The 25,709-nt window shown below is 52.9% G+C and carries 18 protein-coding genes and 1 riboswitch; of the genes, 7 read left to right on the plus strand and 11 right to left on the minus strand.

Annotated elements, in window-relative coordinates:
- Window positions 1–297: 297 nt before the first annotated feature.
- Window positions 298–1,149, minus strand: coding sequence for a glutamate racemase (gene murI / locus AC791_RS05870; RefSeq protein WP_072094296.1), 852 nt, complete (start codon window positions 1,147–1,149; stop codon window positions 298–300).
- The gene (gene btuB / locus AC791_RS05875) at window positions 1,094–2,944 is read right to left on the minus strand and encodes a TonB-dependent vitamin B12 receptor BtuB (protein WP_049839567.1); all 1,851 of its coding nucleotides are present in this window, start codon (window positions 2,942–2,944) and stop codon (window positions 1,094–1,096) included. The genes murI and btuB overlap by 56 nt, the downstream gene beginning before the upstream one ends.
- A gap of 65 nt (window positions 2,945–3,009) precedes the next feature.
- A riboswitch (cobalamin riboswitch) is annotated at window positions 3,010–3,190 on the minus strand.
- A gap of 104 nt (window positions 3,191–3,294) precedes the next feature.
- Here btuB and trmA point away from each other — a divergent pair.
- Entirely contained in the window at window positions 3,295–4,395 is a 1,101-nt protein-coding gene (gene trmA, locus AC791_RS05880) for a tRNA (uridine(54)-C5)-methyltransferase TrmA (protein ID WP_049839568.1), read from the plus strand.
- Window positions 4,396–4,450: 55 nt separating this feature from the next.
- On the opposite strand, the gene AC791_RS05885 is transcribed toward trmA, so the two are convergent.
- Both AC791_RS05885 and fabR read right to left on the minus strand, forming a co-directional pair.
- Window positions 4,451–4,810: a YijD family membrane protein gene (locus tag AC791_RS05885; RefSeq protein WP_049839569.1), complete on the minus strand. Its 360-nt coding sequence runs from the start codon at window positions 4,808–4,810 to the stop codon at window positions 4,451–4,453.
- Window positions 4,807–5,457, minus strand: a complete 651-nt coding sequence (gene fabR, locus AC791_RS05890; RefSeq protein WP_049839570.1) for an HTH-type transcriptional repressor FabR — start codon at window positions 5,455–5,457, stop codon at window positions 4,807–4,809. The genes AC791_RS05885 and fabR overlap by 4 nt, the downstream gene beginning before the upstream one ends.
- Window positions 5,458–5,653: 196 nt before the next feature.
- Between fabR and sthA the strand changes: the two genes are divergently transcribed.
- Window positions 5,654–7,054: a Si-specific NAD(P)(+) transhydrogenase gene (gene sthA, locus AC791_RS05895; protein WP_049839571.1), complete on the plus strand. Its 1,401-nt coding sequence runs from the start codon at window positions 5,654–5,656 to the stop codon at window positions 7,052–7,054.
- Here the strand turns inward: sthA and oxyR are convergent.
- The 4 genes from oxyR to argC form a co-directional block, all read right to left on the minus strand.
- Entirely contained in the window at window positions 7,037–7,954 is a 918-nt protein-coding gene (gene oxyR / locus AC791_RS05900) for a DNA-binding transcriptional regulator OxyR (RefSeq protein ID WP_049839572.1), read from the minus strand. The genes sthA and oxyR overlap by 18 nt on opposite strands.
- A gap of 306 nt (window positions 7,955–8,260) precedes the next feature.
- A complete protein-coding gene (gene argH / locus AC791_RS05905) occupies window positions 8,261–9,634 on the minus strand; it encodes an argininosuccinate lyase (protein WP_049839573.1) in 1,374 nt (457 codons plus the stop codon).
- Window positions 9,635–9,697: 63 nt separating this feature from the next.
- On the minus strand, window positions 9,698–10,474 hold the full coding sequence (argB, locus tag AC791_RS05910) for an acetylglutamate kinase (RefSeq protein WP_148677773.1): 777 nt from the start codon (window positions 10,472–10,474) through the stop codon (window positions 9,698–9,700).
- A gap of 6 nt (window positions 10,475–10,480) precedes the next feature.
- Window positions 10,481–11,485, minus strand: a complete 1,005-nt coding sequence (gene argC, locus AC791_RS05915; RefSeq protein ID WP_049839575.1) for an N-acetyl-gamma-glutamyl-phosphate reductase — start codon at window positions 11,483–11,485, stop codon at window positions 10,481–10,483.
- Window positions 11,486–11,662: 177 nt separating this feature from the next.
- Here argC and argE point away from each other — a divergent pair, with 177 nt between their 5' ends.
- From argE to AC791_RS05940, 5 genes are all read left to right on the plus strand, one after another.
- Window positions 11,663–12,814 (plus strand): acetylornithine deacetylase, encoded by a 1,152-nt coding sequence (gene argE / locus AC791_RS05920; RefSeq protein WP_049839576.1) that lies wholly within the window; start codon window positions 11,663–11,665, stop codon window positions 12,812–12,814.
- A 274-nt stretch (window positions 12,815–13,088) separates the two neighbouring features.
- Window positions 13,089–15,740, plus strand: coding sequence for a phosphoenolpyruvate carboxylase (gene ppc / locus AC791_RS05925; protein WP_049839577.1), 2,652 nt, complete (start codon window positions 13,089–13,091; stop codon window positions 15,738–15,740).
- A gap of 143 nt (window positions 15,741–15,883) precedes the next feature.
- Window positions 15,884–17,617, plus strand: a complete 1,734-nt coding sequence (locus AC791_RS05930) for a phosphoethanolamine transferase CptA (protein WP_049839578.1) — start codon at window positions 15,884–15,886, stop codon at window positions 17,615–17,617.
- A gap of 390 nt (window positions 17,618–18,007) precedes the next feature.
- Complete coding sequence (locus AC791_RS05935; RefSeq protein WP_049839579.1) at window positions 18,008–19,339, plus strand: amino acid permease; 1,332 nt, start codon at window positions 18,008–18,010, stop codon at window positions 19,337–19,339.
- A gap of 23 nt (window positions 19,340–19,362) precedes the next feature.
- Window positions 19,363–20,673, plus strand: coding sequence for a serine dehydratase subunit alpha family protein (locus AC791_RS05940; RefSeq protein WP_049839580.1), 1,311 nt, complete (start codon window positions 19,363–19,365; stop codon window positions 20,671–20,673).
- Window positions 20,674–20,706: 33 nt separating this feature from the next.
- Here AC791_RS05940 and metF read toward each other — a convergent pair whose 3' ends face one another.
- The 3 genes from metF to metB all read right to left on the minus strand — a co-directional run bounded on the left by metF (window position 20,707) and on the right by metB (window position 25,474).
- Window positions 20,707–21,597: a methylenetetrahydrofolate reductase gene (metF, locus tag AC791_RS05945; protein WP_049839581.1), complete on the minus strand. Its 891-nt coding sequence runs from the start codon at window positions 21,595–21,597 to the stop codon at window positions 20,707–20,709.
- A 281-nt stretch (window positions 21,598–21,878) separates the two neighbouring features.
- The gene (locus tag AC791_RS05950) at window positions 21,879–24,311 is read right to left on the minus strand and encodes a bifunctional aspartate kinase/homoserine dehydrogenase II (protein ID WP_049839582.1); all 2,433 of its coding nucleotides are present in this window, start codon (window positions 24,309–24,311) and stop codon (window positions 21,879–21,881) included.
- A 2-nt stretch (window positions 24,312–24,313) separates the two neighbouring features.
- Window positions 24,314–25,474 carry a cystathionine gamma-synthase gene (gene metB / locus AC791_RS05955; RefSeq protein ID WP_049839583.1) on the minus strand — a complete coding sequence of 387 codons (1,161 nt, stop codon included), beginning with the start codon at window positions 25,472–25,474 and terminating at the stop codon, window positions 24,314–24,316.
- Between the last annotated feature and the right edge of the window lie 235 nt (window positions 25,475–25,709).

Genomic DNA, 25,709 nt, shown 5'->3' on the forward strand with positions numbered 1-25,709 from the left:
TTTAAGAATCCGTATCTTCGAGTGCCCACACAGATTGTCTGATAAATTGTTAAAGAGCAGTGCAACGCGGCTTTCGCTCACCGTTGCGAGGTCCCGTATAATACGTTTTCCTCATTCAGAGTCAAGCGTTTATTTTCGCTTTTCTCCGCCAGAATTCCCGGAGGGAACCCTGCTGACCCGGCGGTTTGTAATCCGTTGTTCCGTGTCAGTGGTGGCGCATTATAGGGAGTTCTTCGGCGTTGACAAGCCCTCTTTTAAAAAAACTTTTCAACCGTTTCTTTTTTACTCAAAACGCCGTCAAACTGCCAGTTTTTCGAGCGTTTCGAAGCCATAACGCTGTAGAACGGGCAATAATTGCTCTGTCGCCGGTGTAAGCGCCATACAAAACGCGATACTGGCATCCCGCGATTTCGCATCCGGCGCGTCGTGCTCAAGTAACCAGGCCGCACGACGTGCAATCGCCGCCCCGGAATCAATAAGACGCGTTCCTTCAGGCAGCACTTGCGATAACTCTTCTTGTAATAAAGGGAAATGCGTACAGCCTAATACCACGGTATCCGGCGGCTCAGGCATTCGTAGCCACGGGCGCAGAATTCGTTGCAGCGCTTCTAAAGGTACAGGTTTACCCTGAAGTTTGGCCTCAGCTAACTCCACCAGCTCTGCTGAACCAAGCATTTCGATTTTACATTCGTTAGCGAAGCGGGCGATTAACTCATGCGTATAAGGGCGTTTTACCGTTCCGCGCGTGGCCAGCAGACCCACGATACCATTCGCCGTTAATCGGGCGGCAGGTTTGATCGCCGGAACAACACCGACAACCGGGAAAGTGAACTTTTCACGCAGGGCGGGTAATGAAACGGTGCTGGCCGAGTTACAGGCGATAATCGCCAGCGCCAGCGGATAACGTGCCTGGACCGCCGTGACGATGTCAACCACGCGCTCCACGATAAAGGCTTCACTTTTCTCCCCATAAGGGAATGCAACATTATCGAAAACGTAAATATAGTGAAGGTCCGGCAGAAGATGTCGAACCTCGCGGTAGACCGATAACCCACCGACGCCGGAGTCAAACACCAGCACAGTGGGTCGCAGATCAGAAGGTGTAGCTGCCAGACAAGTTGTATTCTCGCCCTGCAGTTTGGTAGCCATAAACTGTCTCGTAATCTTTATCGAACAGGTTAGCTATTTTACCACGAACTGTGAGATGTGAGGTGACTGGATATGATACTGCCGCATCCCACAAACTTACGCCGCCCATTTTGACTGTTCGGGTCGGATAGGCACTGTAGTCAGCATCATAACGGGTCCCGAGATAATGGTAGGTCAGACTCCAGTCAAAATCATAGACTTGCGTATCGAGCTGATACTTGACCTGCTGTTTTGCCCGACGAGCCAGCGGCCGATCGGTTCTGGCGTTACGGGCATCCACATAGTCATAACCGATGTTATGCGTTAACGGACCGGTATCAAACGTTGCCGTTGCTTCGACACCTTTAATACGTGCTTTGCCGACATTGTAATATTTCATCAGCTGATCGTTATAGTCGATAAGATCATCAACATCATTGCGATACCCCGAGACGCGCCAGTTTACCCCAGCGGTCAGACCTTCAAATGCGCCTTCCCACTGCTTGCTCTCTTCAGGATCAAGATTCTTGCTGCCGTAAAAGCCGTAAAGCTGCCCCAGGTTCGGCGCTTTGAATGCCGTACCATAAGAAGCAATAGCGCGATAACCGTCGATGAACTCCCACGCGACGCTTCCCTGCCAGGTACCGTGCTGACCAAACTGCGAGTTATCGTCACTGCGGGCAGCACCCTCAAAGGTAAAATCGGCAACTTGCTGCAAGCCGGTCAGATAAATCCCGGTGTTACGCAGGTCATAGCCATTGGTCACATAGTTTGTACCCGGCTCCGTGCTTTGCTTCTGCCAGTCAACACCCGCGCCGATGTTACCGCGACCAATATCAACGGTGTTGCTCCACTGGACGTTGTACTGTTTGATTTCGTCCAGCGTTGCGGAGCTGTCGTAGCGTCCTAAATGGGGATCGTAGTTGTAATCCTTACTGTGGCTATAGCCCGAATAAAGCTGTGAATGGAATATATCCTGGTTAAAGCGCAGCCCTGCATTCCACGTCTGGCTATAGAGCTGGCGCGTATCGACCAGCACATCCGGCGAAAATGAACTGTAGTAGCCATCATAGGCCGTACGATTATCGTAACCATAACCCCGAATAAAACCGGTCCACTGGTCAGAGAAATCATGTTCAAGCGCGCCATACAACGTCTTGCTCATAAAGCCGTCGCCGTCAGGCTGGGCCAGTCCACCATTATTGCCGTCGGCGACGACGTCAAAACCTTTGGTATAGGTATAGTCACCGGCCAGGGTCGCACGCGTAGAGTCTGCCAGCGTTTGCTGCATACTGCCGCCGTAATTCTGATAACCGTGCGAACCTACGCCCGCGTTTAATGTGCTGCCGTCTTTTTCGCGCGTGGTAATGATATTGACGACCCCACCAATGGCATCCGAACCATACATGGCCGAACGCGGTCCGCGCACATACTCGATGCGCTGCACCAGCGATATCGGGAACTGGCTCAGATCGGACGAGCCGCTAACGCCCGCCTGATTAAGACGGATGCCGTCAACCAGCACCAGCACATGGCTGGAGTTGGTCCCGCGAATGAAAAGAGAAGAGAGCTGGCCGATACCACCGTTTTGCGCAATATCAACGCCCGGCAAGCGGCGCATAACGTCAGTTACCGACGTGGACTGCCAGCGATCGATATCCTGACGCGTGACGACGCTTACCGGCGCCAGAACGGTATTGACCGGCTGTTCAAATCGGTTTGCTGTGACCACCAGAGTGTCCGGCTTGCTATCCTGCGCCCAGCCAGAAAATGCCGTGACGGAAAATGCCGTCAGCAGCGAAGCTTTTTTAATCATTGTAAAAGCATCCACAATATAAGAAGGATGCCGCAGGCCTCATCTATAGCACGCGATGATGAAACCAAATGCGACGTGATCCCGGCAGGTCTTCGGGCTAGGTGGCGTTAAATGGACGAAGACTTCCCACGTTATTACGCAGTGTCTATAGATTTCATCCCGCCAGTCTTTACCGCTGCGCGTCAGCTCCAGATTTACACTGGATTCCCTATTCACTCATTAGAGACCGGAAACAGAATGCTACAATTAGATACGTATAGATGTCCATACTGCTATGGTTGATAAAGGCTGGACATCCCTGGCACAATCCCTACAATCCCCGCCTAATTCTCTTTCATTCAGGACGCATCATGACCCCCGAACATCTCCCGACAGAACAGTACGACGCGCAACTGGCAGAAAAAGTCGTCCGTTTGCAAAGTATGATGACGCCTTTCGCCGCGCCGGTTCCAGAGGTGTTTCGTTCCCCGGTCAGTCACTATCGTATGCGTGCTGAATTCCGTATCTGGCATGATGGCGACGACCTCTATCACATCATGTTCGACCAGCAGACGAAAAATCGCATTCGCGTCGATCGTTTTCCGGCGGCCAGTGAATTAATTAATCAGCTGATGAGCGCGGTACTTGAAGGCGTACGTAATAACCCGGTATTACGCCATAAGCTCTTTCAGGTTGATTACCTGACAACCCTGAGCAATCAGGCCGTTGTTAGCCTGCTGTACCATAAAAAGCTGGATGACGAGTGGCGTCAGCAGGGCGAAATATTGCGTGATGCGCTGCGCGCACAAAATCTCAATGTGCATTTGATTGGCCGGGCGACGAAAACCAAGATTGCTCTGGACCAGGATTATATTGATGAGCGTCTGCCGGTCGGCGGTCGCGAAATGGTTTATCGCCAGGTTGAAAACAGTTTCACCCAGCCAAACGCCGCTATGAATATTCAGATGCTGGAGTGGGCGCTGGATGCGACGCAAAACGCAACCGGCGACTTGCTGGAGCTGTACTGCGGAAACGGCAACTTTTCGCTGGCGCTGGCGCGTAATTTCGATCGCGTATTAGCCACCGAAATTGCCAAGCCGTCCGTGGCGGCAGCACAATACAACATCAGCGCAAATCATATCGATAATGTGCAGATTATTCGCATGGCGGCAGAAGAGTTCACCCAGGCCATGAACGGCGCGCGGGAGTTTAACCGCCTGCAGGGAATCGATCTGAAAAGTTATCAGTGCGAGACGATTTTTGTTGATCCACCGCGTAGCGGGCTGGACAGTGAAACCGAGAAGATGGTGCAGGCCTATCCGCGTATTTTGTACATTTCCTGTAATCCGGAAACGCTGTGCAAAAATCTGGAGACGCTAGGCCAGACGCACCGTATAGAGCGCCTGGCGCTGTTCGATCAGTTCCCGTATACCCATCATATGGAATGCGGCGTACTGCTGACGCGCAAGTAAGCTTTTAGCGTTAATACAGACTACGACCCCAGACCGGGCACGCCGCCCGGTTACCTTACTCTGACAGCTCGTGCTTACGATTACGCATCCGAAAACCGACCCAGAACACCAGAATCACCGACAGCACCGCAGGCAGGAAGTTGGAGCCTATCGCCGGATATTCTGCGCGCACGACCGTGCTGTAAAGCAAAATCCCCAGGATAAAACAGCCTGCTGCCAGGCCGGGAAGCCCTACGGGCATGGTGCGATTCTGGTAGCGCTGATGTAAACAGTAAATCGTCAGCACCAGCGAAATAATCGGAAACACGGAAAAAGGCACGATGGCGCTGAACAGCGCGGCAAATGTGCCGTTGATAGATAAGCCTGCGATCAGCGCCAGCAGCAACGTACCACGATCCTGAATAGTCTGTTTCATGACCTTTCTTTCTCCTCGACCTGTTTTGTCGGTCTCTCCTGCTCCCGACGATACCAGTAATACGCACCCTTAGAGATCATACGCAGCTGTAATACCAGCCGCTCCTCTAGTTGTCTGCGCTGTTCTGCGGTCACATCCAGCGCCTCTGCACCCGCGCTAAAAACAATCGTGACCATTGCTTCAGCCTGCGCTTCCGTAAACGCCCGTGGCATATGACTTTCCAGTTCCAGATAGTCAGCAAGTTCAGCAATAAAATGCTGGATTTCACGGGCGACGGCGGCGCGAAATGCACTTGATGTTCCAGAGCGTTCGCGCAGCAGCAGACGAAACGCATTCGGATTATTGCCGATGAACTCCATAAATGTTGAGACAGACGTACGGATAACACTCCCGCCTTTGGCAATACGCTGTCGCGCCTGGCGCATAAGCTGACGCAACATTAAACCGCTCTCATCGACCATGGTCAGGCCAAGCTCATCAACATCGCGAAAATGACGATAGAATGATGTGGGGGCAATCCCCGCTTCGCGCGCCACTTCTCGCAGGCTTAAGCTGGCAAAACTGCGCTCTGCGCTTAGTTGGCTAAATGCTGCTTCCACCAGCGAACGGCGGGTTTTTTCTTTTTGTTGTGCTCTAACGCCCATCACGATGTCTGAATCCTTCCAAAGGCCCAGATGGCACTATACCAGAGATTAAAACGGATCGGTTTGCACAGGTTGTGAATGATTGTTTACGAGCTATTTCTGTTTTATTGCCGCAAAAAAGCACAACGATAATTGGGTTAAAGAGCGGCGAATGTTATCATTATGTTTATTTTATGTGTAAAAACAGGTGATTCATACCATGCCACATTCCTGGGATTATGATGTAATTGTCATTGGGTCCGGCCCCGGCGGCGAAGGTGCTGCGATGGGACTGGTTAAGCAAGGAGCGCGCGTCGCCGTCATTGAACGCTATAACAATGTCGGCGGTGGCTGTACCCACTGGGGCACAATTCCTTCAAAAGCCCTTCGCCACGCCGTCAGCCGCATTATCGAATTTAACCAAAACCCTCTTTATAGCGACCATTCCCGCCTTTTACGTTCCTCATTTGCCGATATCCTTAACCATGCCGATAACGTCATTAACCAGCAAACGCGTATGCGTCAGGGATTTTATGAGCGTAATCATTGTGAAATTCTGCAGGGCGATGCCAGCTTTGTTGACGACCACACGCTGGCGCTGGCCTGTCCCGATGGTTCGGTTGAGACCCTGACGGCAGAAAAATTTGTGATTGCCTGCGGTTCGCGGCCTTATCGCCCGGACAACGTCGATTTTTCGCATCCACGCGTTTACGACAGCGACTCTATTCTGAGTCTGCATCATGAGCCACGCCATGTAATTATCTATGGTGCAGGGGTCATTGGCTGTGAATATGCGTCAATTTTCCGGGGAATGAACGTCAAAGTGGATTTGATCAATACCCGCGACCGTCTGCTGGCCTTTCTCGATCAGGAAATGTCGGACTCGCTTTCTTATCACTTCTGGAACAGCGGTGTCGTTATCCGTCATAACGAAGAGTACGAGAAAATCGAAGGTATGGATGACGGCGTCATTATGCACCTTCAGTCCGGCAAAAAGTTGAAGGCAGACTGTCTGCTCTATGCCAATGGACGCACCGGCAATACCGATTCACTGGCGCTGGAGAACATCGGTCTACAGGCCGACGGACGCGGGCTGCTTAAAGTGAACAGTATGTATCAGACCGCGCTGCCTCATATTTATGCCGTTGGCGATGTGATTGGGTATCCGAGTCTGGCCTCTGCGGCTTACGATCAGGGACGCATCGCCGCGCAGGCAATGAGTAAAGGCGAGGCGACTGCGCATCTTATTGAAGATATTCCGACTGGAATCTATACCATCCCGGAAATCAGCTCCGTCGGCAAAACCGAGCAGCAGCTAACGGCAATGAAAGTTCCGTATGAAGTGGGACGGGCGCAGTTTAAGCATCTGGCGCGAGCGCAGATTGTGGGTATGAACGTGGGTACACTGAAGATCCTGTTTCATCGCGAAACCAAAGAGATTCTGGGAATACACTGCTTTGGTGAGCGCGCGGCCGAAATTATTCACATCGGCCAGGCGATTATGGAGCAGAAAGGCGGTGGTAACACGATTGAATACTTTGTTAACACCACCTTCAATTACCCGACGATGGCTGAAGCCTACCGGGTTGCCGCCCTGAACGGCTTAAATCGCCTGTTTTAACGGCTGTTCGAAATGGCCATCCATTTTCTCGCGGATGGCCTCCGCCAGCTGTTCATAGCGCCCACGCAGCGGCGAGCCAGGACGGTAGACCAGTCCGACAGTACGGCGCGGCTCCGGTTTAATACACGGCACATAAATCACACCATCGCGCTTGCGTTCCGGCGGTACCGAGAGCGCAGGTAGCAATGTGATCCCGCTGCCTGCCGCGACCATATTACGCAGGGTCTCAAGACTGGTAGCGCGAAAGTGAGTATCTTCATCAGCACCGGCCTCAAAGCAAAAGCCCATCGCCTGATCGCGCAGACAGTGTCCATCTTCCAGCATCAGCAGTTTTTCGCCCGCCAGATCGCCCATCGGCACGCGATCGCGCCCTGCCCACGGATGATCATCGTAGATCGCCAGCATCATCGGCTCATCAAATAGCGGCACTTCAATAAAAGATTCACTCTCTTTTACCAGCGCCAGAATGGCACAATCAAGCTTGCCGCTGTCCAGCTGTGCCAGCAGTTGATGCGTCTGTGCTTCATGCAGGTACATTTCCAGCTTCGGGAAAGCCTGATGTAGCATCGGAATAATATGCGGCAGCAAATACGGTCCGACTGTTGGGATCAGACCAATATGCAGCGGGCCAGACATGGTTTCGCCCTGCTGACTCGCCATCTCCTTGAGCACTTTGACCTCGCGCAGCACGGTGCGCGCCTGATCCACCAGTAGCAGTCCCGCCTGCGTAAACAGGACTTTACGGCTGGTACGCTCAAGCAGCATTACGCCCAGCTCGTCTTCAAGCTTGCGAATTTGTCCGCTTAACGTGGGCTGGCTCACGTGACAGGAATCGGCAGCACGACGAAAATGGCGGTGCTCGGCCAGTGCGACAAGGTATTCAAGATCGCGAATATTCATTGTAATCCTCCATCACCACGATAGTTCATGGCGATAGATAGAATAGCAATGAACGATTATCCCTATCAAGCTCTCTGTACAATAATTGTCACCAGAAGCGAGACGGTGTCTTTTTTAACCCTCAAGGCTACTGCTCCTTCAGAGAGTTTCTCTCGAACCTAAAGCCAACGTGAATTTTTTGCGGACCGGATGGTCCGCTTTTTTTTTGCGCCGGGCAGTGAGCGCGGGATACGGGTCGTCCTCAGGCTGAGGACAAGGCAATTGTCTGCGGACGGAACCTCAACGTTCTCAGGCCGTTTTGCAAACTTAAATCAGTCGCGCCTGCGCATCCGCAATCGCCTGCGCGACCTGCTGCGGTGATACGCCGCCTTTGGCTGAACGCTTATCCAGACACGATTGCAGCGCGAGGATCGGGTAGACGTCATCGCTAATCACCGGGCTGTATTTTTGCAGATCCGCCAGCGACAGTTCTTCCAGCGGTTTCCCCTGAGCAATCGCCTCCACCACCGCTTCGCCCACAATATGATGTGCTTCACGGAATGGAATGCCTTTAGCCACCAGGTAATCTGCCAGCTCCGTCGCGTTAGCATAACCTTGCTGAGCAGCCTCCTGGCAACGTGGACGTTTAACCTGTATGCCGTCGAGTACCAAAGTAGCCATATGCAAACAGTCGAGCCAGGTGTCGAGCGCGTCGAACAGCCCTTCTTTGTCTTCCTGCATATCTTTGTTATAGGCCAGCGGCAGACCTTTAAGCGTCATCATCATACCGGTCAGCGCACCCTGTACGCGGCCGCATTTACCGCGAATCAGCTCCAGCGCATCAGGATTTTTCTTCTGCGGCATCAGGGACGAGCCGGACGTCACGCGGTCAGACAGCTCAATAAAGCCCGCTTCACCGGTGTTGAAGAAAATCAAATCTTCGGCAAAACGGGAAAGATGCACCATGCCGATGGAGGCGTCAGACAGCAGTTCCAGCACGTGATCGCGGTCAGAAACGCTGTCCAGACTGTTACGGGTGGCAGACGCAAAACCCAGCCAGCCGGCCAGCTGCTCACGGTCAATATTATATGCCGTCCCTGCCAGCGCACCGCAGCCCAGCGGGCTGACGTCCAGACGCTTAAGCGCGTCCTGAAGACGGCTTTCATCGCGGGCCAGCATCTCGACATAGGCCAGACACCAGTGGGCGAAAGTCACCGGCTGCGCGCGCTGAAGATGCGTATAGCCCGGCATTACGGCGTCCTGATTATTCTGTGCAGTGTCGACCAGGGCGCTCTGTAACTGGCGGCTGGCCGTCAGCAGTTCACCCACGGTTTCCTTGCACCATAGTTTCAGATCGGTCGCCACCTGATCGTTACGACTGCGTCCGGTATGGAGTTTTTTACCTAACTGGCCGACTTTATCGATCAACTTGCCTTCGACCCAGCTATGAATATCTTCGGCATCACTGTCGAGGATCTGCGCCGGATTAAGACGAACGTCCTCCAGCAGTACATTCAGGGCCTCTTCCAGCGCTAACTGCTCGTCAGCGGTCAGCACCCCGACGCTTACCAGCGCTTTTGACCAGGCGACTGAGCCAACGATATCCTGCTCGGCCAGACGGTAGTCGAAGCGCAAAGAGTCGTTGAACTGTTTGAACCGTTGATCTGCTGCCTGAGTAAAACGCCCGCCCCAAAGTGCCATAACATTCTTCCTTTATTCGTTAGTGTTGCCCGATAGCGTAAAATGACTATCGGGTCGTCAATCTTATGCCGTAATACGTGTGCCAATCGACGTACCGTTAAACAGCGCCGGAAGCTGCTCGGCGTGCCGCCATGAAGCGATATCAACCGGACGACCCAGCGTGCGGGCCGCATCCAGCGCGGCATTCACTTTCACAATCATGCCATCGGTGATAATACCCTGCGCAATCAGCTGTTCGGCTTTCGCCGCGGTCATTTCGGCGATACGTTGCCCCTTGCCGTCGAGAATGCCGCTGACATCAGAGAGCAGGATCAGATCGGCACCCAGCGTGGCGGCCAGTGCTGTCGCGGCCTGGTCAGCGTTGACATTCATCAGCTGTCCTTCATCAGTCACGCCGATGGAGCTGACAACCGGCAGAAAACCGCCGTCCAGTAAGGTATTAATGAGTTTCGGCGATCCAGGCTGCGCCAGACCGACATGCCCTAACGCTTCATCAAGTTGTGTCACCTTAACGCTGTCACCGTCGCCAAGAAACAGACCGACAGAGGCAATATGATGTTTCTTCGCCCACGCCAGCAGCGTCTTATTTGCCGTACCTGCCAGCGCGCCGGTAATAATATCGATTTGATCGGCAGGCGTTACGCGCAAGCCGTTTTTCTTGGTGACCGGCAGATTAAGCTGCTTCATCAGTTCATCCACCACGCAACCGCCGCCGTGAACGATGATGAGTGGACGCTGATGGACTTCGCGATAATTAACCAGCGCGGTAAACAGACGTTCCAGCGCTTCTTCGCTATCAAGCAGTACGCCACCCAGTTTGATAATTAATGGATTCATGATCACACCCTAAATAAGAGACTGAGTTTCAGCAAAACCGAAACGAATATTGGCACATTGCATGGCCTGCGCCGCTGCGCCTTTTAGCAGGTTGTCTTCTGTAGCAACCACAATCAGATGCTCGCCCTGTACCGCAAAGCCGATATCACAGAATGGCAAACCCACCACGTTTTTCAATGCGGGGACGCCTTTATCATATAAACGTACCAGCGGTTTATCGGCATAGGCTTGCTGGAAAGCGTCGGCCACCTGCTGTTGCGTGACGCCCGGTTTCAGGCGGCAGGTAATGGTTTCCAGAATGCCGCGCGGAAAACTGCCCAGATGCGGCGTAAAAATCACGTCCGTACCGAGATGGGTACTGATTTCCGGATGATGACGATGATTAAAAATACCGTAGGGTTGCAGGCTAACTTCACAAAAGCTATTACCGATGGCCGCTTTACGTCCCGCGCCACTGACGCCGCTGGTGGCGTTAATGACCGGCCACTGATTCAGATCCAACAGGTTATTATCGATTAATGGCTTGAGTGAGAGCTGCGCCGCCGTCGGATAACATCCCGGCACGGCAATCAGCTGTGCCTCTTTAAGACGATCCAAACTCCATTCCGCCAGGCCGTAGACCGCTTGCTCAAGCAGGTCAGGATGCTGATGCGTGAAGCCATAGTATTTCTCATAGAACGCCAGATCGTTAACCCGGAATGCGCCAGAGAGATCAAACACTACGCAGCCTGCCGCCAGAAATTGTGGGGCCAGGTCATGGCTGACCTCATGCGCCGTAGCAAGAAACACCACGTCGATGCCTGCGCTAAATTCGCTGATGTCGGACATCGGCTGTAAAGGCAGATCAACAACGCCTTTCAGCTGCGGATGTAAATCAGAGATTAATTTTCCTGCATCATTGCTTTGCGCTGAGACGGTCAAAGCGGTTATGGTCATATCAGGATGGCGATTTACATAGGTCACGAGCTCTGCGCCAGCATAACCACTGGCACCCACAATCAGCGTATTTAACATTAGGGCGGTTCACCTTCTGCGTCTGTTTGCCAGGGAAGACCGAAATCTCCCTCACTCTGTTAAGCGTATTAACATCACCTTACAGCCGGTGGGTTTTCTTACGCTCAACGATAATGTATTTTTATTCATAAATACTGCATGAATATTGATACTATCATGACCCGAGGCGTGTCAACAATGAAAAAGAAATTACCCCCATTTATCGAGATTTACCGCGCCCTGATCGCCACTCCGTCGATCAGCGCGACGGAAGAAGCGCTGGATCAGAGTAATGCGTCTTTAATCAATCTGCTGGCAGGCTGGTTTGGCGATTTGGGATTCAATGTGGAAGTGCAGCCGGTGCCCGGCACACGTAATAAAGTTAACATGCTGGCCAGTATTGGTCAGGGTGCGGGGGGGCTATTGCTCGCCGGACATACTGATACCGTGCCGTTTGATGACGGCCGCTGGACGCGCGATCCGTTCACTCTGACCGAGCATGAGGGCAAGCTGTACGGTCTTGGCACCGCCGATATGAAAGGCTTTTTTGCTTTTATTCTCGATGCCCTGCGCGACGTTGACGTTACGCAGCTGAAAAAACCACTTTATATTCTGGCTACTGCTGACGAAGAGACCAGCATGGCGGGCGCGCGTTACTTTTCAGAAACCACCGCCCTGCGCCCGGACTGCGCAATTATCGGTGAACCGACGTCGTTACAGCCGGTGCGTGCGCACAAAGGGCATATTTCTAATGCGATCCGCGTGCTCGGGCAATCGGGACACTCCAGCGATCCGGCTCGCGGCGTTAATGCCATTGAATTAATGCATGATGCTATCGGGCGCATCCTGCACCTGCGCGATGAACTAAAAGAGCGCTATCACTATGAGGCGTTTACCGTTCCGTATCCAACGCTGAATCTGGGGCATATCCACGGTGGCGACGCGGCAAACCGTATTTGCGCCTGCTGCGAGTTACATCTGGATATTCGTCCGCTGCCGGGCATGACGCTTGACGATTTGAACGGTTTACTGAACGAGGCCCTGGCACCGGTAAGCGAGCGCTGGCCGGGTCGTCTGAATGTAGCCGAGCTGCATCCGCCGATCCCCGGTTATGAATGTCCGCCGGATCACCAATTAGTCCAGGTAGTTGAGAAGCTGCTCGGCGCGCAAACTGAGGTTGTGAACTATTGCACCGAAGCGCCGTTCATTCAGACGCTGTGCCCGACGCTGGTGCTGGGGCCAGGCTCTATCAATCAGGCGCATCAGCCGGATGAGTATCTTGAGACCCGTTTTATCAAGCCGACACGGGAGCTGATTACGCAAGTCGTACACCACTTTTGCTGGCACTAAACTCAGCCAAAAAGGGTTAACGCGCAGGTAACTCATATAAGCAAAACTTATCTGTTTAACACTGTGTTAACCCGAATAAATCGCGGCGCTTTTTTCGTTTGCTGAAGCGATTTCGCAGCAATTGACGTCAGGGATTTTACGTGGCTTTATAAAAGACGATGTCTATGCCTGAAGCTGAAAGCCCGGGTAAAGACAACGTCGTTCACGTTGCTCCAGGGCGACCTGAAAAGATGACGTGTATAACAAAATAAAATGAATGGGGTGTCTGGGTAACATGAACGAACAATATTCCGCGTTGCGTAGTAATGTCAGTATGCTCGGCAAACTGCTGGGAGAGACCATCAAAGATGCGTTGGGAGAGAATATTCTCGATCGCGTCGAAACCATCCGTAAGCTGTCTAAATCTTCCCGTGCAGGCAATGAAGCTAATCGTCAGGAGTTGCTGACTACGCTGCAAAACTTGTCGAATGACGAACTGCTGCCCGTCGCCCGCGCTTTCAGCCAGTTTTTGAATCTGGCCAATACTGCCGAGCAGTACCATAGCATCTCACCAAAAGGTGAAGGTGCCAGCAATCCGGAAATTATTGCCCGCACCCTGAAAAAACTCAAAAATCAACCTGAGCTTAATGAGGCTGAGATTAAAAAAGCCGTTGAGTCGCTGTCGCTTGAACTGGTGCTGACCGCCCACCCAACAGAAATTACTCGCCGCACGCTGATCCATAAAATGGGCGAGGTTAACGCCTGCCTGAAGCAGCTCGACAATAACGATCTGGTGGATTACGAGCGTAACCAGCTTATGCGCCGTCTGCGCCAGCTGATCGCCCAGTCATGGCATACCGATGAAATTCGTAAATATCGTCCGACGCCGGTCGATGAAGCTAAATGGGGTTTTGCCGTTGTTGAAAATAGCCTGTGGGAAGGCGTGCCGAGCTATCTGCGTGAACTGAACGAGCAGTTGGAAGAGCATCTGGGCTATCGGCTACCGGTCGATTTTGTCCCGGTACGCTTCACCTCATGGATGGGCGGCGACCGCGACGGCAATCCGAATGTAACCGCCGATATTTCTCGTCACGTCTTACTGCTAAGCCGCTGGAAAGCCACTGACCTGTTTCTGAAAGATATTCAGCTACTGATTTCTGAGCTGTCGATGGTGGAATGCAGCGATGCACTGCGCGAGCAGGTTGGCGAAGAGGGCGCACAGGAGCCATACCGCTATCTGCTGAAAAACCTGCGCGGTCAGCTCATGGCTACCCAAAGCTGGCTGGAGGCACGTCTTAAAGGCCAGCGTCTGCCAAAACCGGCAGGGCTGTTAACCCAGAACGAACAGCTGTGGGAACCGCTTTACGCCTGCTATCAATCGCTTCAGGCCTGCGGGCTTGGCATTATTGCCAACGGTGAACTGCTCGACACCCTGCGCCGCGTAAAATGTTTTGGCGTTCCGCTGGTGCGCATTGATATCCGCCAGGAAAGCACGCGTCATACCGAAGCGCTGGGCGAACTGACCCGCTATCTTGGTATTGGCGATTACGAAAGCTGGTCGGAAGCTGACAAACAGGCCTTCCTGATCCGCGAACTGAACTCAAAACGTCCACTGTTACCGCGTCAGTGGGAGCCGAGTGAAGAAACCCGCGAAGTGCTCGACACCTGTAAGGTGATCGCCGAAGCGCCGTATGGCTCGGTGGCTGCCTACGTTATTTCGATGGCCAAAACGCCGTCCGACGTGCTGGCGGTTCATCTGCTGCTGAAAGAGGCAGGTATAGGTTTTGCTCTGCCGGTCGCCCCACTGTTTGAAACCCTGGACGACCTCAACAACGCTAACGATGTTATGAGCCAGCTGCTTAATATCGACTGGTATCGCGGCTTTATTCAGGGCAAACAGATGGTCATGATTGGCTATTCTGACTCGGCAAAAGACGCGGGTGTAATGGCGGCGTCCTGGGCGCAATATCAGGCGCAGGATGCGCTGATTAAGACCTGTGAGAAAGCCGGTATCGAACTGACCCTGTTCCACGGCCGCGGCGGCTCTATTGGTCGCGGCGGTGCGCCTGCACATGCAGCATTGCTTTCACAGCCGCCGGGTAGCCTGAAAGGCGGCCTGCGCGTCACTGAGCAAGGTGAGATGATCCGCTTTAAGTACGGTCTGCCAGAAATCACCATTAGCAGCCTGTCGCTTTACACCGGCGCGATTCTGGAAGCTAACCTGCTGCCGCCGCCGGAGCCGAAAGAAGCCTGGCGTCATATTATGGACGAGCTGTCTGACATCTCCTGCGATATGTATCGCGGCTTTGTGCGCGAAAACGAGGATTTTGTGCCTTACTTCCGTTCCGCAACGCCGGAGCAGGAACTGGGCAAACTGCCGCTGGGTTCGCGCCCGGCAAAACGTCGCCCTACCGGCGGCGTGGAATCACTACGTGCTATTCCGTGGATCTTCGCCTGGACCCAGAACCGTCTGATGCTGCCCGCCTGGTTAGGTGCCGGTGCCGCGCTGCAAAAAGTGGTGGAAGATGGTAAACAGAGCAAACTGGAAGCCATGTGCCGCGACTGGCCATTTTTCTCTACGCGCCTGGGCATGCTGGAGATGGTTTATTCGAAAGCCGATCTGTGGCTGGCGGAATATTACGATCAGCGGCTGGTGAAAAAAGAACTCTGGCCGCTGGGTGCCGAACTGCGCGAACTGCTGGAAGCTGACATTAAGGTGGTGCTGGCGATCGCTAACGACTCACACCTGATGGCCGACCTGCCGTGGATCGCCGAGTCTATTCAGTTGCGTAATGTGTATACCGACCCGCTGAACGTCCTTCAGGCCGAGCTATTGCACCGCTCTCGCTGTACTGAAGAAGAAGGTAACGAGCCGGACGCACGCGTAGAGCAGGCGCTAATGGTCACAATAGCCGGCGTTGCCGCAGGTATGCGCAATACCGGTTGATTATCCTCATACCTCTTACGCCGCCGGGCGTAAGAGGTCTTTCTCATCTGTTCCCCGAATCAGCATTACGCCCTGGAAAAATTAAGGTTGACTTAAGGTTCGGTCATTACGCTTGCCGGTAAATTTTTCTACAGGCCAAACGTATGTCTTCCTCTCCATCCCAACCTGAACCATCGTTCAGCTGGAAAGCCCTCGGCTGGGCATTACTCTACTTTTGCTTTTTCTCTACCGTATTACAGGCCGTCATCACATTTAGCGGTTTTAGCGGCACCAACGGTTTACGTGATTCGCTGCTCTATAGCACGCTCTGGCTACTGCCTGTGTCTCTGTTTCCACACCGTACCCGCCTTATTGCCGCGCTGATCGGCGTGGTGCTATGGGCATCATCGCTGGCGGTACTCAGCTATTATGTGATCTACGGTCAGGAATTCTCGCAAAGCGTCCTGTTTGTGATGTTTGAAACCAATGCCAGCGAAGCCAGTGAATATTTTAGCCAGTATTTTAGCCTGAAGCTGGTTGCGATCGCCGTCATTTATACCGCCGTCACGATCCTGTTGTGGTCACGTTTGCGCCCCATCTTTATTCCCCGCCCCTGGCGCTGGGTGGTGTCATTAGCTCTGTTCTACGCGCTGCTCGTACAACCGGTTGCCAGTAATATGCTGACCCGGGATAAAACGTTTGAACGCGCAGTGGGTTCGCTGTCAACGCGCCTGGAGCCTGCCGCACCTTGGCAGTTTGTTACGGGCTATTATCAGTATCGTCAACAGCTGGACAGTCTGAATAATCTGTTGGATAAAAATAGCGCCCTTGCCCCGCTGAATAATTTCCAGGATACCTCGGGCAATGCCCCGCGCACGCTGGTGCTGGTTATTGGCGAATCGACCCAACGTGGCCGCATGAGTCTGTACGGTTATCCGCGTAAAACCACCCCTGAGCTGGATGCGCTGCATAACACTGATAATCATCTGACGGTCTTTGATAATGTGGTGACTTCGCGCCCTTATACCATTGAGATCCTGCAACAGGCGCTCACCTTTGCAGATGAGCAGCATCCCGATCTGTATCTGACCCGGCCCTCGCTGATGAATATGATGAAACAGGCCGGCTACAAGACATTCTGGATCACTAATCAGCAAACGCTGACTGCACGTAATACCATGCTGACGGTATTTTCCAGGCAAACCGATAAGCAGTTTTATATGAATCAGGAGCGGATGCAGAGCGCGCGTGAGTATGACACGAATGTGCTGGCGCCATTTAAAGCGGTGATGAACGATCCTGCACCGAAGAAATTTATTATCGTTCATTTGCTGGGGACGCACATTAAATACAAATATCGCTATCCGGCGGATGAGGGCACTTTTGACGGTAAAACTGATGATATACCGGCAGGTCTTAGTGCCGTTGAGCGGGAAGCGTATAACGATTATGACAATGCCAACCGCTATAACGATCGCGTTGTCGCCAGCCTGATTAATGATTACAAAGCGACCGATCCTAACGGTTTCCTGCTCTACTTCTCCGATCATGGTGAAGAGGTATACGACACGCCGCCGCATCACACCCAGGGACGCAATGAAGAGAGTCCGACGCGTCATATGTACACTATTCCGTTCCTGCTGTGGACATCTGAGAAATGGCAGAGGGCGCATCCGCGTGATTTTTCTGGCGACACCCACCGTAAATACAGCAGTTCTCAGCTGATCCACACCTGGTCAGATTTGGCCGGCTTGCGCTATAACGGGTACGATCCGACGCGTTCAATAGTCAGTCCGCAATTTGTTGAAGCCACGCGCTGGATTGGCAATCCCTATAAGAAAAAAGCGCTGATTAATTATGATTCACTGCCCTTTGGCGAGCTAACGGGCAATCAGTAGTTATTACCAAGCCATGCTGTAACAGCATGGCCTTTTTATGCTTCCCGGCGAAATAAATTCTTTAGCCATATTCCAGACACATTTACCTGCCTAAAATATTAATGAATCAATTAATACGATAACGTTAAAAATACCTGTAAAATAATATTTTAAACTATCATCCGCATACACGATCGATAGAATATTTTGGTAAAAAAAGGCGTAGCGGGAGATGACTTTTCCTAAAAATAACGTAATTACCCCCTGCGAATAGCGAAACTTTTCTCCTCTCCTGTAGGTATCATCCCCCTATTATTAAAAATCACCTGCTAATACGCTTGCGCGCATCGCTGGTCATTCTCGCGACAAGAAAAATATAAACACCCTACTTTATTTTTGAGCGAATATGTTATGAAAACTCTTAATAAGAACAGCACTATTATAGATACATCTATACCTCGCCGTCGGGCGGAGATGACAAAAGACGAATGGCGTGAAGCGACCAAATTCGACAGTATGGATACCGGCTGGGTGATCATGAGTATTGGCATGGCGATTGGCGCGGGCATTGTCTTCTTGCCCGTCCAGGTCGGCCTGATGGGATTATGGGTATTTCTGCTGTCTTCAGTTATTGGTTACCCGGCGATGTATCTTTTCCAGCGCCTGTTTATTAATACGCTGGCAGAGTCGCCAGAATGCAAAGATTACCCCAGCGTAATCAGCGGCTATCTTGGCAAGAACTGGGGTATCTTATTAGGCGCACTCTATTTTGTGATGCTGGTGATCTGGATGTTTGTTTACTCCACCGCGATCACTAATGACAGCGCATCCTATTTACAAACTTTCGGCGTAACAGAGGATCTGCTGTCCGACAATCCATTTTATGGACTGATACTGATTTGTATTTTAGTGGTGATCTCCTCGCGGGGTGAAAAACTCCTTTTTAAAATTTCAACCGGCATGGTACTCACCAAATTACTGGTGGTTGCAGCTCTCGGTGTTGCGATGGTTGGCATGTGGCATTTATATAATGTTGGCTCGTTACCGCCGCTGGGCTTACTGATCAAAAACGCCATCATCACGTTGCCATTTACCTTAACGTCTATTTTATTTATCCAGACGTTAAGCCCTATGGTGATCTCCTATCGCTCACGGGAAAAATCCATTGAAGTCGCACGGTATAAAGCCCTGCGAGCAATGAATATCGCCTTTGGTATTTTATTCGTCACCGTCTTCTTCTACGCGGTGTCTTTTACCCTCGCAATGGGCCATGAAGAAGCGGTAAAAGCCTATGAGCAAAATATCTCAGCGCTGGCAATCGCGGCAAAATTTATCAGTGGTGCGGGCGCTGGCTGGGTAAAAATCGTCAGCGTGGTCCTCAATATTTTTGCCGTAATGACCGCTTTCTTTGGCGTATATCTGGGCTTTCGCGAAGCGGCGCAGGGCATTGTGATGAATTTGCTGCGGCGTAAATATCCCGCCGAGCGTATTCAGGAAAAATGGGTACAGCGCGGCATTATGCTGTTAGCGATTTTGCTGGCGTGGAGCGCCATCGTACTTAATGCGCCGGTGCTGAGTTTTACCTCTATCTGTAGCCCCATTTTCGGTCTGGTCGGCTGCTTAATTCCGGCATGGCTGGTCTATCAGGTACCGACCCTGCACAAATATAAAGGCACGTCGCTGGTCATAATCATCATTACTGGCCTTCTGCTGTGTGTCTCTCCGTTCCTCGCCTTCTCCTGATATACATGTAAAAGGTCATGATCATGTCTGAATCTGAAATGAGTCCACTGTGGGACTGCTTTATTGATGCTGTGCGTGAAGAGGTTAAACCTGCGCTGGGTTGCACTGAGCCGATTTCGCTGGCGCTGGCCGCCGCGGTTGCAGCGGCAAAGCTGGACGGTGAACCTGAACGCATTGAGGCCTGGGTCTCCCCTAATCTGATGAAAAATGGGATGGGCGTTACCGTACCGGGCACCGGCATGGTCGGCTTACCTGTCGCTGCGGCGCTGGGCGCGCTGGGCGGTAATGCCGCAGCCGGGCTGGAAGTACTGAAAACAGCCACACCCCGATCCATAGCCGGAGCGAAAGCCATGCTAGCGGCGGGAAAGGTACGCGTCATGATCCAGTTCCCCTGTGAAGATATCCTTTACGCTCGCGCTAAAGTCTGGTGCGGCAATGCGTGGGCCAGCGCAACGATTACCGGTGAGCATACCCGCGTTGTAGAAATCGCTAATCAGGATGCCGTGCTGTTCCAGCGGTCGGAGGAGAGGCCGCAAACCGTCGCGGATTCACCGCTGTCCGCCCTTGCTGACGCGTCACTGGCAGACATTTTCCAGTTCATTAGTCGCGTTCCTCTGGAGCGCATTCGCTTTATTCTGGAGGCGGCACGGCTGAACGGCGCACTGTCAGAGGCAGGATTAGCCGGGAAATGGGGACTGCACATCGGTGCCACGCTGAAAAAACAGTGCGCGCGCGGCCTGCTGGCGGACGATCTCTCTACCGCCATAGTGATCCGCACCAGCGCCGCTTCGGATGCGCGAATGGGCGGTGCCACACTCCCCGCCATGAGCAACTCCGGCTCGGGTAACCAGGGGATCGCCGCCACCGTGCCGGTAATGGTCGTCGCTGAGTATTTTAATGCTGACGATGAAAGACTGGCCCGGGCGCTAATGCTTTCGCATTTGAGCGCTATTTATATTCATTATCAACTGCCAAAATTATCCGCGCTGTGTGCGGCCACAACCGCATCAATGGGTGCGGCGGCAGGTATGGCGTGGCTGGTGGATGGACGTTATGACACGATAGCCATCGCCATCGGCAATATGATTGGTGATATCAGCGGCATGATTTGCGATGGCGCATCGAATAGCTGCGCGATGAAAGTGTCGACCAGCGTATCGGCGGCGTGGAAAGCGGTACTTATGGCGCTGGATAACACAGCCGTTTCAGGCAATGACGGCATTGTGGCCCACGATGTTGAGCACTCTATTGCCAATCTGTGCGCGCTCGCCTGCCAGTCGATGCAACAAACCGATCGGCAGATTATTGAGATTATGGCCAATAAAGCTAATTAGACGTAACCGGGCGGAGAAACGCTGCCCGGTGTTTTATTCTGCCGGACGCACACCCAACGTATGGCAGATGGCATAGCTCATCTCTGCCCGGTTCAGGGTATAAAAGTGGAAATCCTTCACCCCTTCACGACTTAAAATCTTCACCATGTCCATGGCGATATTGGCCCCGACCAGCTTGCGGGTTTCAGCATCGTTATCCAGACCATTAAACATTTGCGACATCCATGCAGGAATACGCACGTTGGTCATGTCAGCAAATTTTTTCGCCTGCTTAAAGTTTGATACCGGGAGAATGCCCGGCACAATCTCAACGTCGATACCGGTTGATACGCAGCGATCGCGAAAACGCAGATAGCTTTCAACATCAAAAAAGAACTGAGTAATCGCCCGATTAGCCCCGGCGTCAATTTTGCGCTTCAGATTGAGCAAATCGGCCTGGGCGCTTTTCGCTTCCGGATGAACCTCCGGGTAGGCAGCCACAGAAATATCAAAATCAGCCACGTCTTTTAATAGTCCCACTAAATCAGCGGCGTACATTTCTGGCCTGCCGCCATCGGCGGGTAAATCCCCGCGCAGTGCCACAATCTGTCTGATGCCGTTATTCCAGTAGTCTTGGGCAATCGCGCGCAGCTCGTTACGCGACGCATCAATACAGGTCAGATGCGGTGCGGCAACGAGTCCGGTGCGCTCTTTAATATCTTTAATAATGCTGTGCGTACGGTCGCGCTCGCCGGAGTTTGCTCCATACGTCACGGAAACAAACTTTGGTTTCAGGCTGCTCAGACGATCGATAGAGGCCCACAGTGTTTGTTCCATTTCACTGGTGCGCGGTGGGAAAAATTCAAACGAAACGTTAATCCGACCCTGGACTTCTGCCAGGCTCTGATTCAGGGCTTCCCGCTGGTTGGCGTGAAAAAAGCTCATACCTTACCTCATCAATCGCGTGTCATTATTATGTATGCTATGAACATCTATCCGTTTAGACGTCCAGATGTAAAAATGACGGAAAAGCGGTCGGACGTCAATAGAAAGATCGGGGGAATGCGTGAGGAATGTTCAGGGAAGATGAAAATGATTCACGATGCTGTCGAAGCAATGCGCATTACTGATGTGTTTTTCCTGGTAGCAAAGACGGTGTAAAGCGAAGAGACGTGCACGCTTCCTGTTATGAAGAATGCACGTTAATGGCAGATTTGATAACTCCCCTACAGCAGTTGCGCCAGTCGGTTAATATCTGACTGAATTGCGCCAGCAGTGACATCCCGGCCAGCGCCTGGCCCACGGATCACCAGCGGGTTATCGCGATACCAGCGGCTTTCGATGGCGAAAACATTATCACAGGGCAGCAGGGCCGCCAGCGGATGCTCAGGCCGCACCGCTTCAACCCCAACGCGTGCTTTACCATTGGCGTCGAACCGCGCCACGTAGCGCAGCACCAGGCCCATTTCGTTAGCGGCTTCCAGTCGCTGCACCATCTGCTCATTTAGCTCTTCGCCATTTTCAAAGAAATGATCGACTGAACCGTCTTCACAGTGCGATGGCACCAGCGATTCCACGCGCACCTGGCCTGGCTCAATGTTGTAGCCAGCTTCACGCGCAAGAATAACCAGCTTACGCATAACATCCTTACCAGAGAGATCAACCCGCGGGTCCGGCTCGGTCAAACCCTGCTGCCAGGCCTGATCGACCAGTTCGGTAAAGGGCACAGTGCCGTCGAATTGCAGGAACAGCCACGATAGCGTGCCGGAAAAGATCCCGCTGATCGACAAGATAGTATCGCCACTGTCGATCAGATCGCGTACGGTATAGTTGATCGGCAGACCTGCACCGACGGTGGCGTTATACAACCAGTGGCGTCCGGTTTTCTCAAAGGCATCGCGAATTTGGCGATATTTGTCGCTGCTGCTGGCCCCTGCCAGTTTATTGGCGCTGATGACATGAAAACCGTGGCTGGCAAAATCCAGATATTGATCGGCCAGTTGTTCGCTGGCCGTAACATCCAGCACAATCAGGTCATCATAGGGATGAGCACGCATCCACAGGAATAACGACTCTTCATCCTGTTCGACAGCCTCATCATTGAAAAACGCCAGCGCACGGCTGGCATCCAGGCCGTCATAGCTCAGCAAACTCCGGCGGCTGTCCACCACGCCTGCCAGCACAAATTCAAAACCGGTACGCGCTGAAAGGGTACTTTGTTCGCGGGAAAACAGTTCCAGCCAACGTGAACCGATGTTGCCTTTACCAAACAAAACCAGGCCAATACGTTTCTCTGCACGGAAAATAGACTGATGCAGCCCCTGAATCAGGCTTTCTGTCGGGCCGCTACGCAGAACGGCCACCAGACTAATGCCCTCTTCCGACTGCCAGGTAAACTCGACGGGTTGGCCTTTCAACTGCTGCCAGAAGCGGTGGCAGTGCAGCGGATTACGGCTGACGCCTGCGCCGACCATCGCCACCAGTACCAGTCCCTGCCGCAAACGCAGCTCGCCCGGCAGACCCGCTTCGTCAAGGATTTTTAGTACGCTGTCGGCCACTTCCGAGGTGTAGCAAAACTGCAAAAGATGGCGATCGTTATGTATGCCGGTTGCCAACGGGCGCACCTGAGCGCGCTTCAGCACCTGGTCTATCTCTTTGTGCGCCAGTTTAAAATCCTGACTGGCAGGCACCTGAAACTCAATCAGACAGACATCATCATGGCTGGTGACGATACGTGCGCCGGTACCGGATGCCAGTACACGCTCAATACGCGTTGAACCTTGATCCGGCGTGTAGCTACAGCGCAGTTGCAAATCAATGTCGCTACCGGAAACCGGCTGCAAAGTACGGGTGTGCAGGACCGGTGCCGCCAGACGTGCCAGCTCGCTGGCTTCATCCAGACGCAACAGCGGCAGCAGGCATGCGTCTTTCACTTTACGCGGATCGGCACTGTAGACCCCGGCGACATCGCTCCAGATCGTCACGCGGGAAACGCCTGCCAGCGCACCGATTTGGGTTGCGGAATAGTCGGATCCATTACGTCCCAGCAGCACGGTTTGACCCGCATTATCACGGCTGATAAAGCCGGTGATCACCAGACGTTTATTCGGATGCTGCGCCAGCAGCTGTTGCAGCAGCGGATACGATAAACCTTCGTCGACCTGTGGCTGTGCCGCACGTTCAGCGCGCAGGAAATCGCGTGCGTCCAGCCACGCGGCCTCAAATCCCTGACGGTTAAGGACCGCCGACATCAGACGGGCTGACCAGATTTCACCGTGGCCGACGACTTCTGCATAAACGGCATCGTTAATGCCGCTATCGAGCAATCCTGCCAGACGTTCAAGGTCATGGATAAACGCACTGATTAATTCATCGGCAATATCAGCAGGCAATAAACCGGCGATCAATTCGCTTTGGTAGCGACGCAGCGTCTGTTGAACCTGATGCGCAGAGAGCCGATCGGTTTGGCTGAGCTTCAGCCAGCTAATCAACTGGTTGGTGGTACTGCCTGCCGCAGAGACAACCATCATATCGCCAGGCTGCGAATACTCCGCCATAATGCCCGCAACGCGCAGATAACATTTCGCATCTGCCAGACTGCTGCCACCAAATTTATGCAGCTGACGACCGTTCGTCCCTGCCTGCGCTATCACACTCATGTTTACCCCTTCGATGCGATCCGGAAGCCATTTTCCAGATCGGCAATTAAATCTTCACCATCTTCAATACCGGTTGAGATACGCAGTAGCGTCTCGGAGATCCCGGCGGCGGCACGTGCTTCCGGTGCCATACCCGCGTGCGTCATGGTGGCGGCGTGGGAAATTAAACTTTCAACCCCACCTAAAGATTCCGCCAGCGTAAACAGTGACAGCCCGCTTAAGAAGCGACGCAATGTTTGCTCATCGCCATCCAGTTCAAAACTCAGCATCGCGCCAAATCCTTTTTGCTGACGAGCGGCAATCTCATGCCCCTGATTTTCCGGCAGCGACGGGTGATAAAGTTTTTTCACCAGCGGCTGTGTCTTCAGGTACTCAACAATGCCCTGCGCATTGCGCTGGGCCACTTCCATACGCGGCGACAGCGTACGCAGGCCGCGCAGCAGCAGATAACTGTCAAATGCGCCTCCGGTTACGCCGATATTATTCGCCCACCATGCCAGTTCGGTGACAAGCTCAGGCGCTTTAGCAATAACCACGCCGGCGACCACATCCGAATGGCCGTTCAGATATTTAGTACATGAATGCAACACCATATCGGCCCCCAGCGCCAGCGGATTTTGCAGCGCCGGGCTCAGGAAGGTGTTATCCACCACGGTAAATGCGCCCGCCCGGTTGGCAAGCTGACAGATTTTCGCAATATCCACGACGCGTAACAATGGATTACTTGGACTTTCGATTAATACCAGTTTCGGCTGCTGGGCCAGCGCCGCCTGTAACGCGGCCTCATCGTTCTGATCGACAAACAGAACCCGGTAGCACCCTCGTTTTGCCAGACTGTCGAACAGACGATAGCTGCCGCCATAACAATCGTGCGGTGCGATCAGTAGATCGCCAGGCCGAAGAAATACCGTCGTGACCAGATGAATCGCTGACATGCCGGTATTGGTCAGCACCGCACCCGCGCCCCCTTCCAGCTCCGCCAGCGCGCGCTGTACGACATCACGCGTCGGGTTACCACGGCGAGAGTAGTCATGCTCGCGAGGCTCATTAAAACCGGTAAAGTTATAGGTGCTGGAGAGATGGATCGGGGGAACAACGCAGCCGTACTGTTCGTCATTATTTAACCCGCTACGCACTGCGATGGTGGCCTGTTTACGCGTCATAGTGAATCATCCTGGCAAGATCTATGAAAAGTCAGGTACCAGAGTAAACACAGATACAATAGACGTCAATACATCTGGACATCTAAACTTCTTTGCGTATAGATTGAGCAAATGACAAATAGCCGTTAAAATTATATGCATTAGCGCACATCTGAGAATGCTTACCTCGTGTCACAACGTTCTCACTGAGGTAAACTACGCGCAATTACGGCCTGAACGCGGGTTCGGCCCTTTA

Origin of the sequence: Klebsiella sp. RIT-PI-d, assembly GCF_001187865.1 — a bacterium.
Classification (GTDB): domain Bacteria; phylum Pseudomonadota; class Gammaproteobacteria; order Enterobacterales; family Enterobacteriaceae; genus Superficieibacter.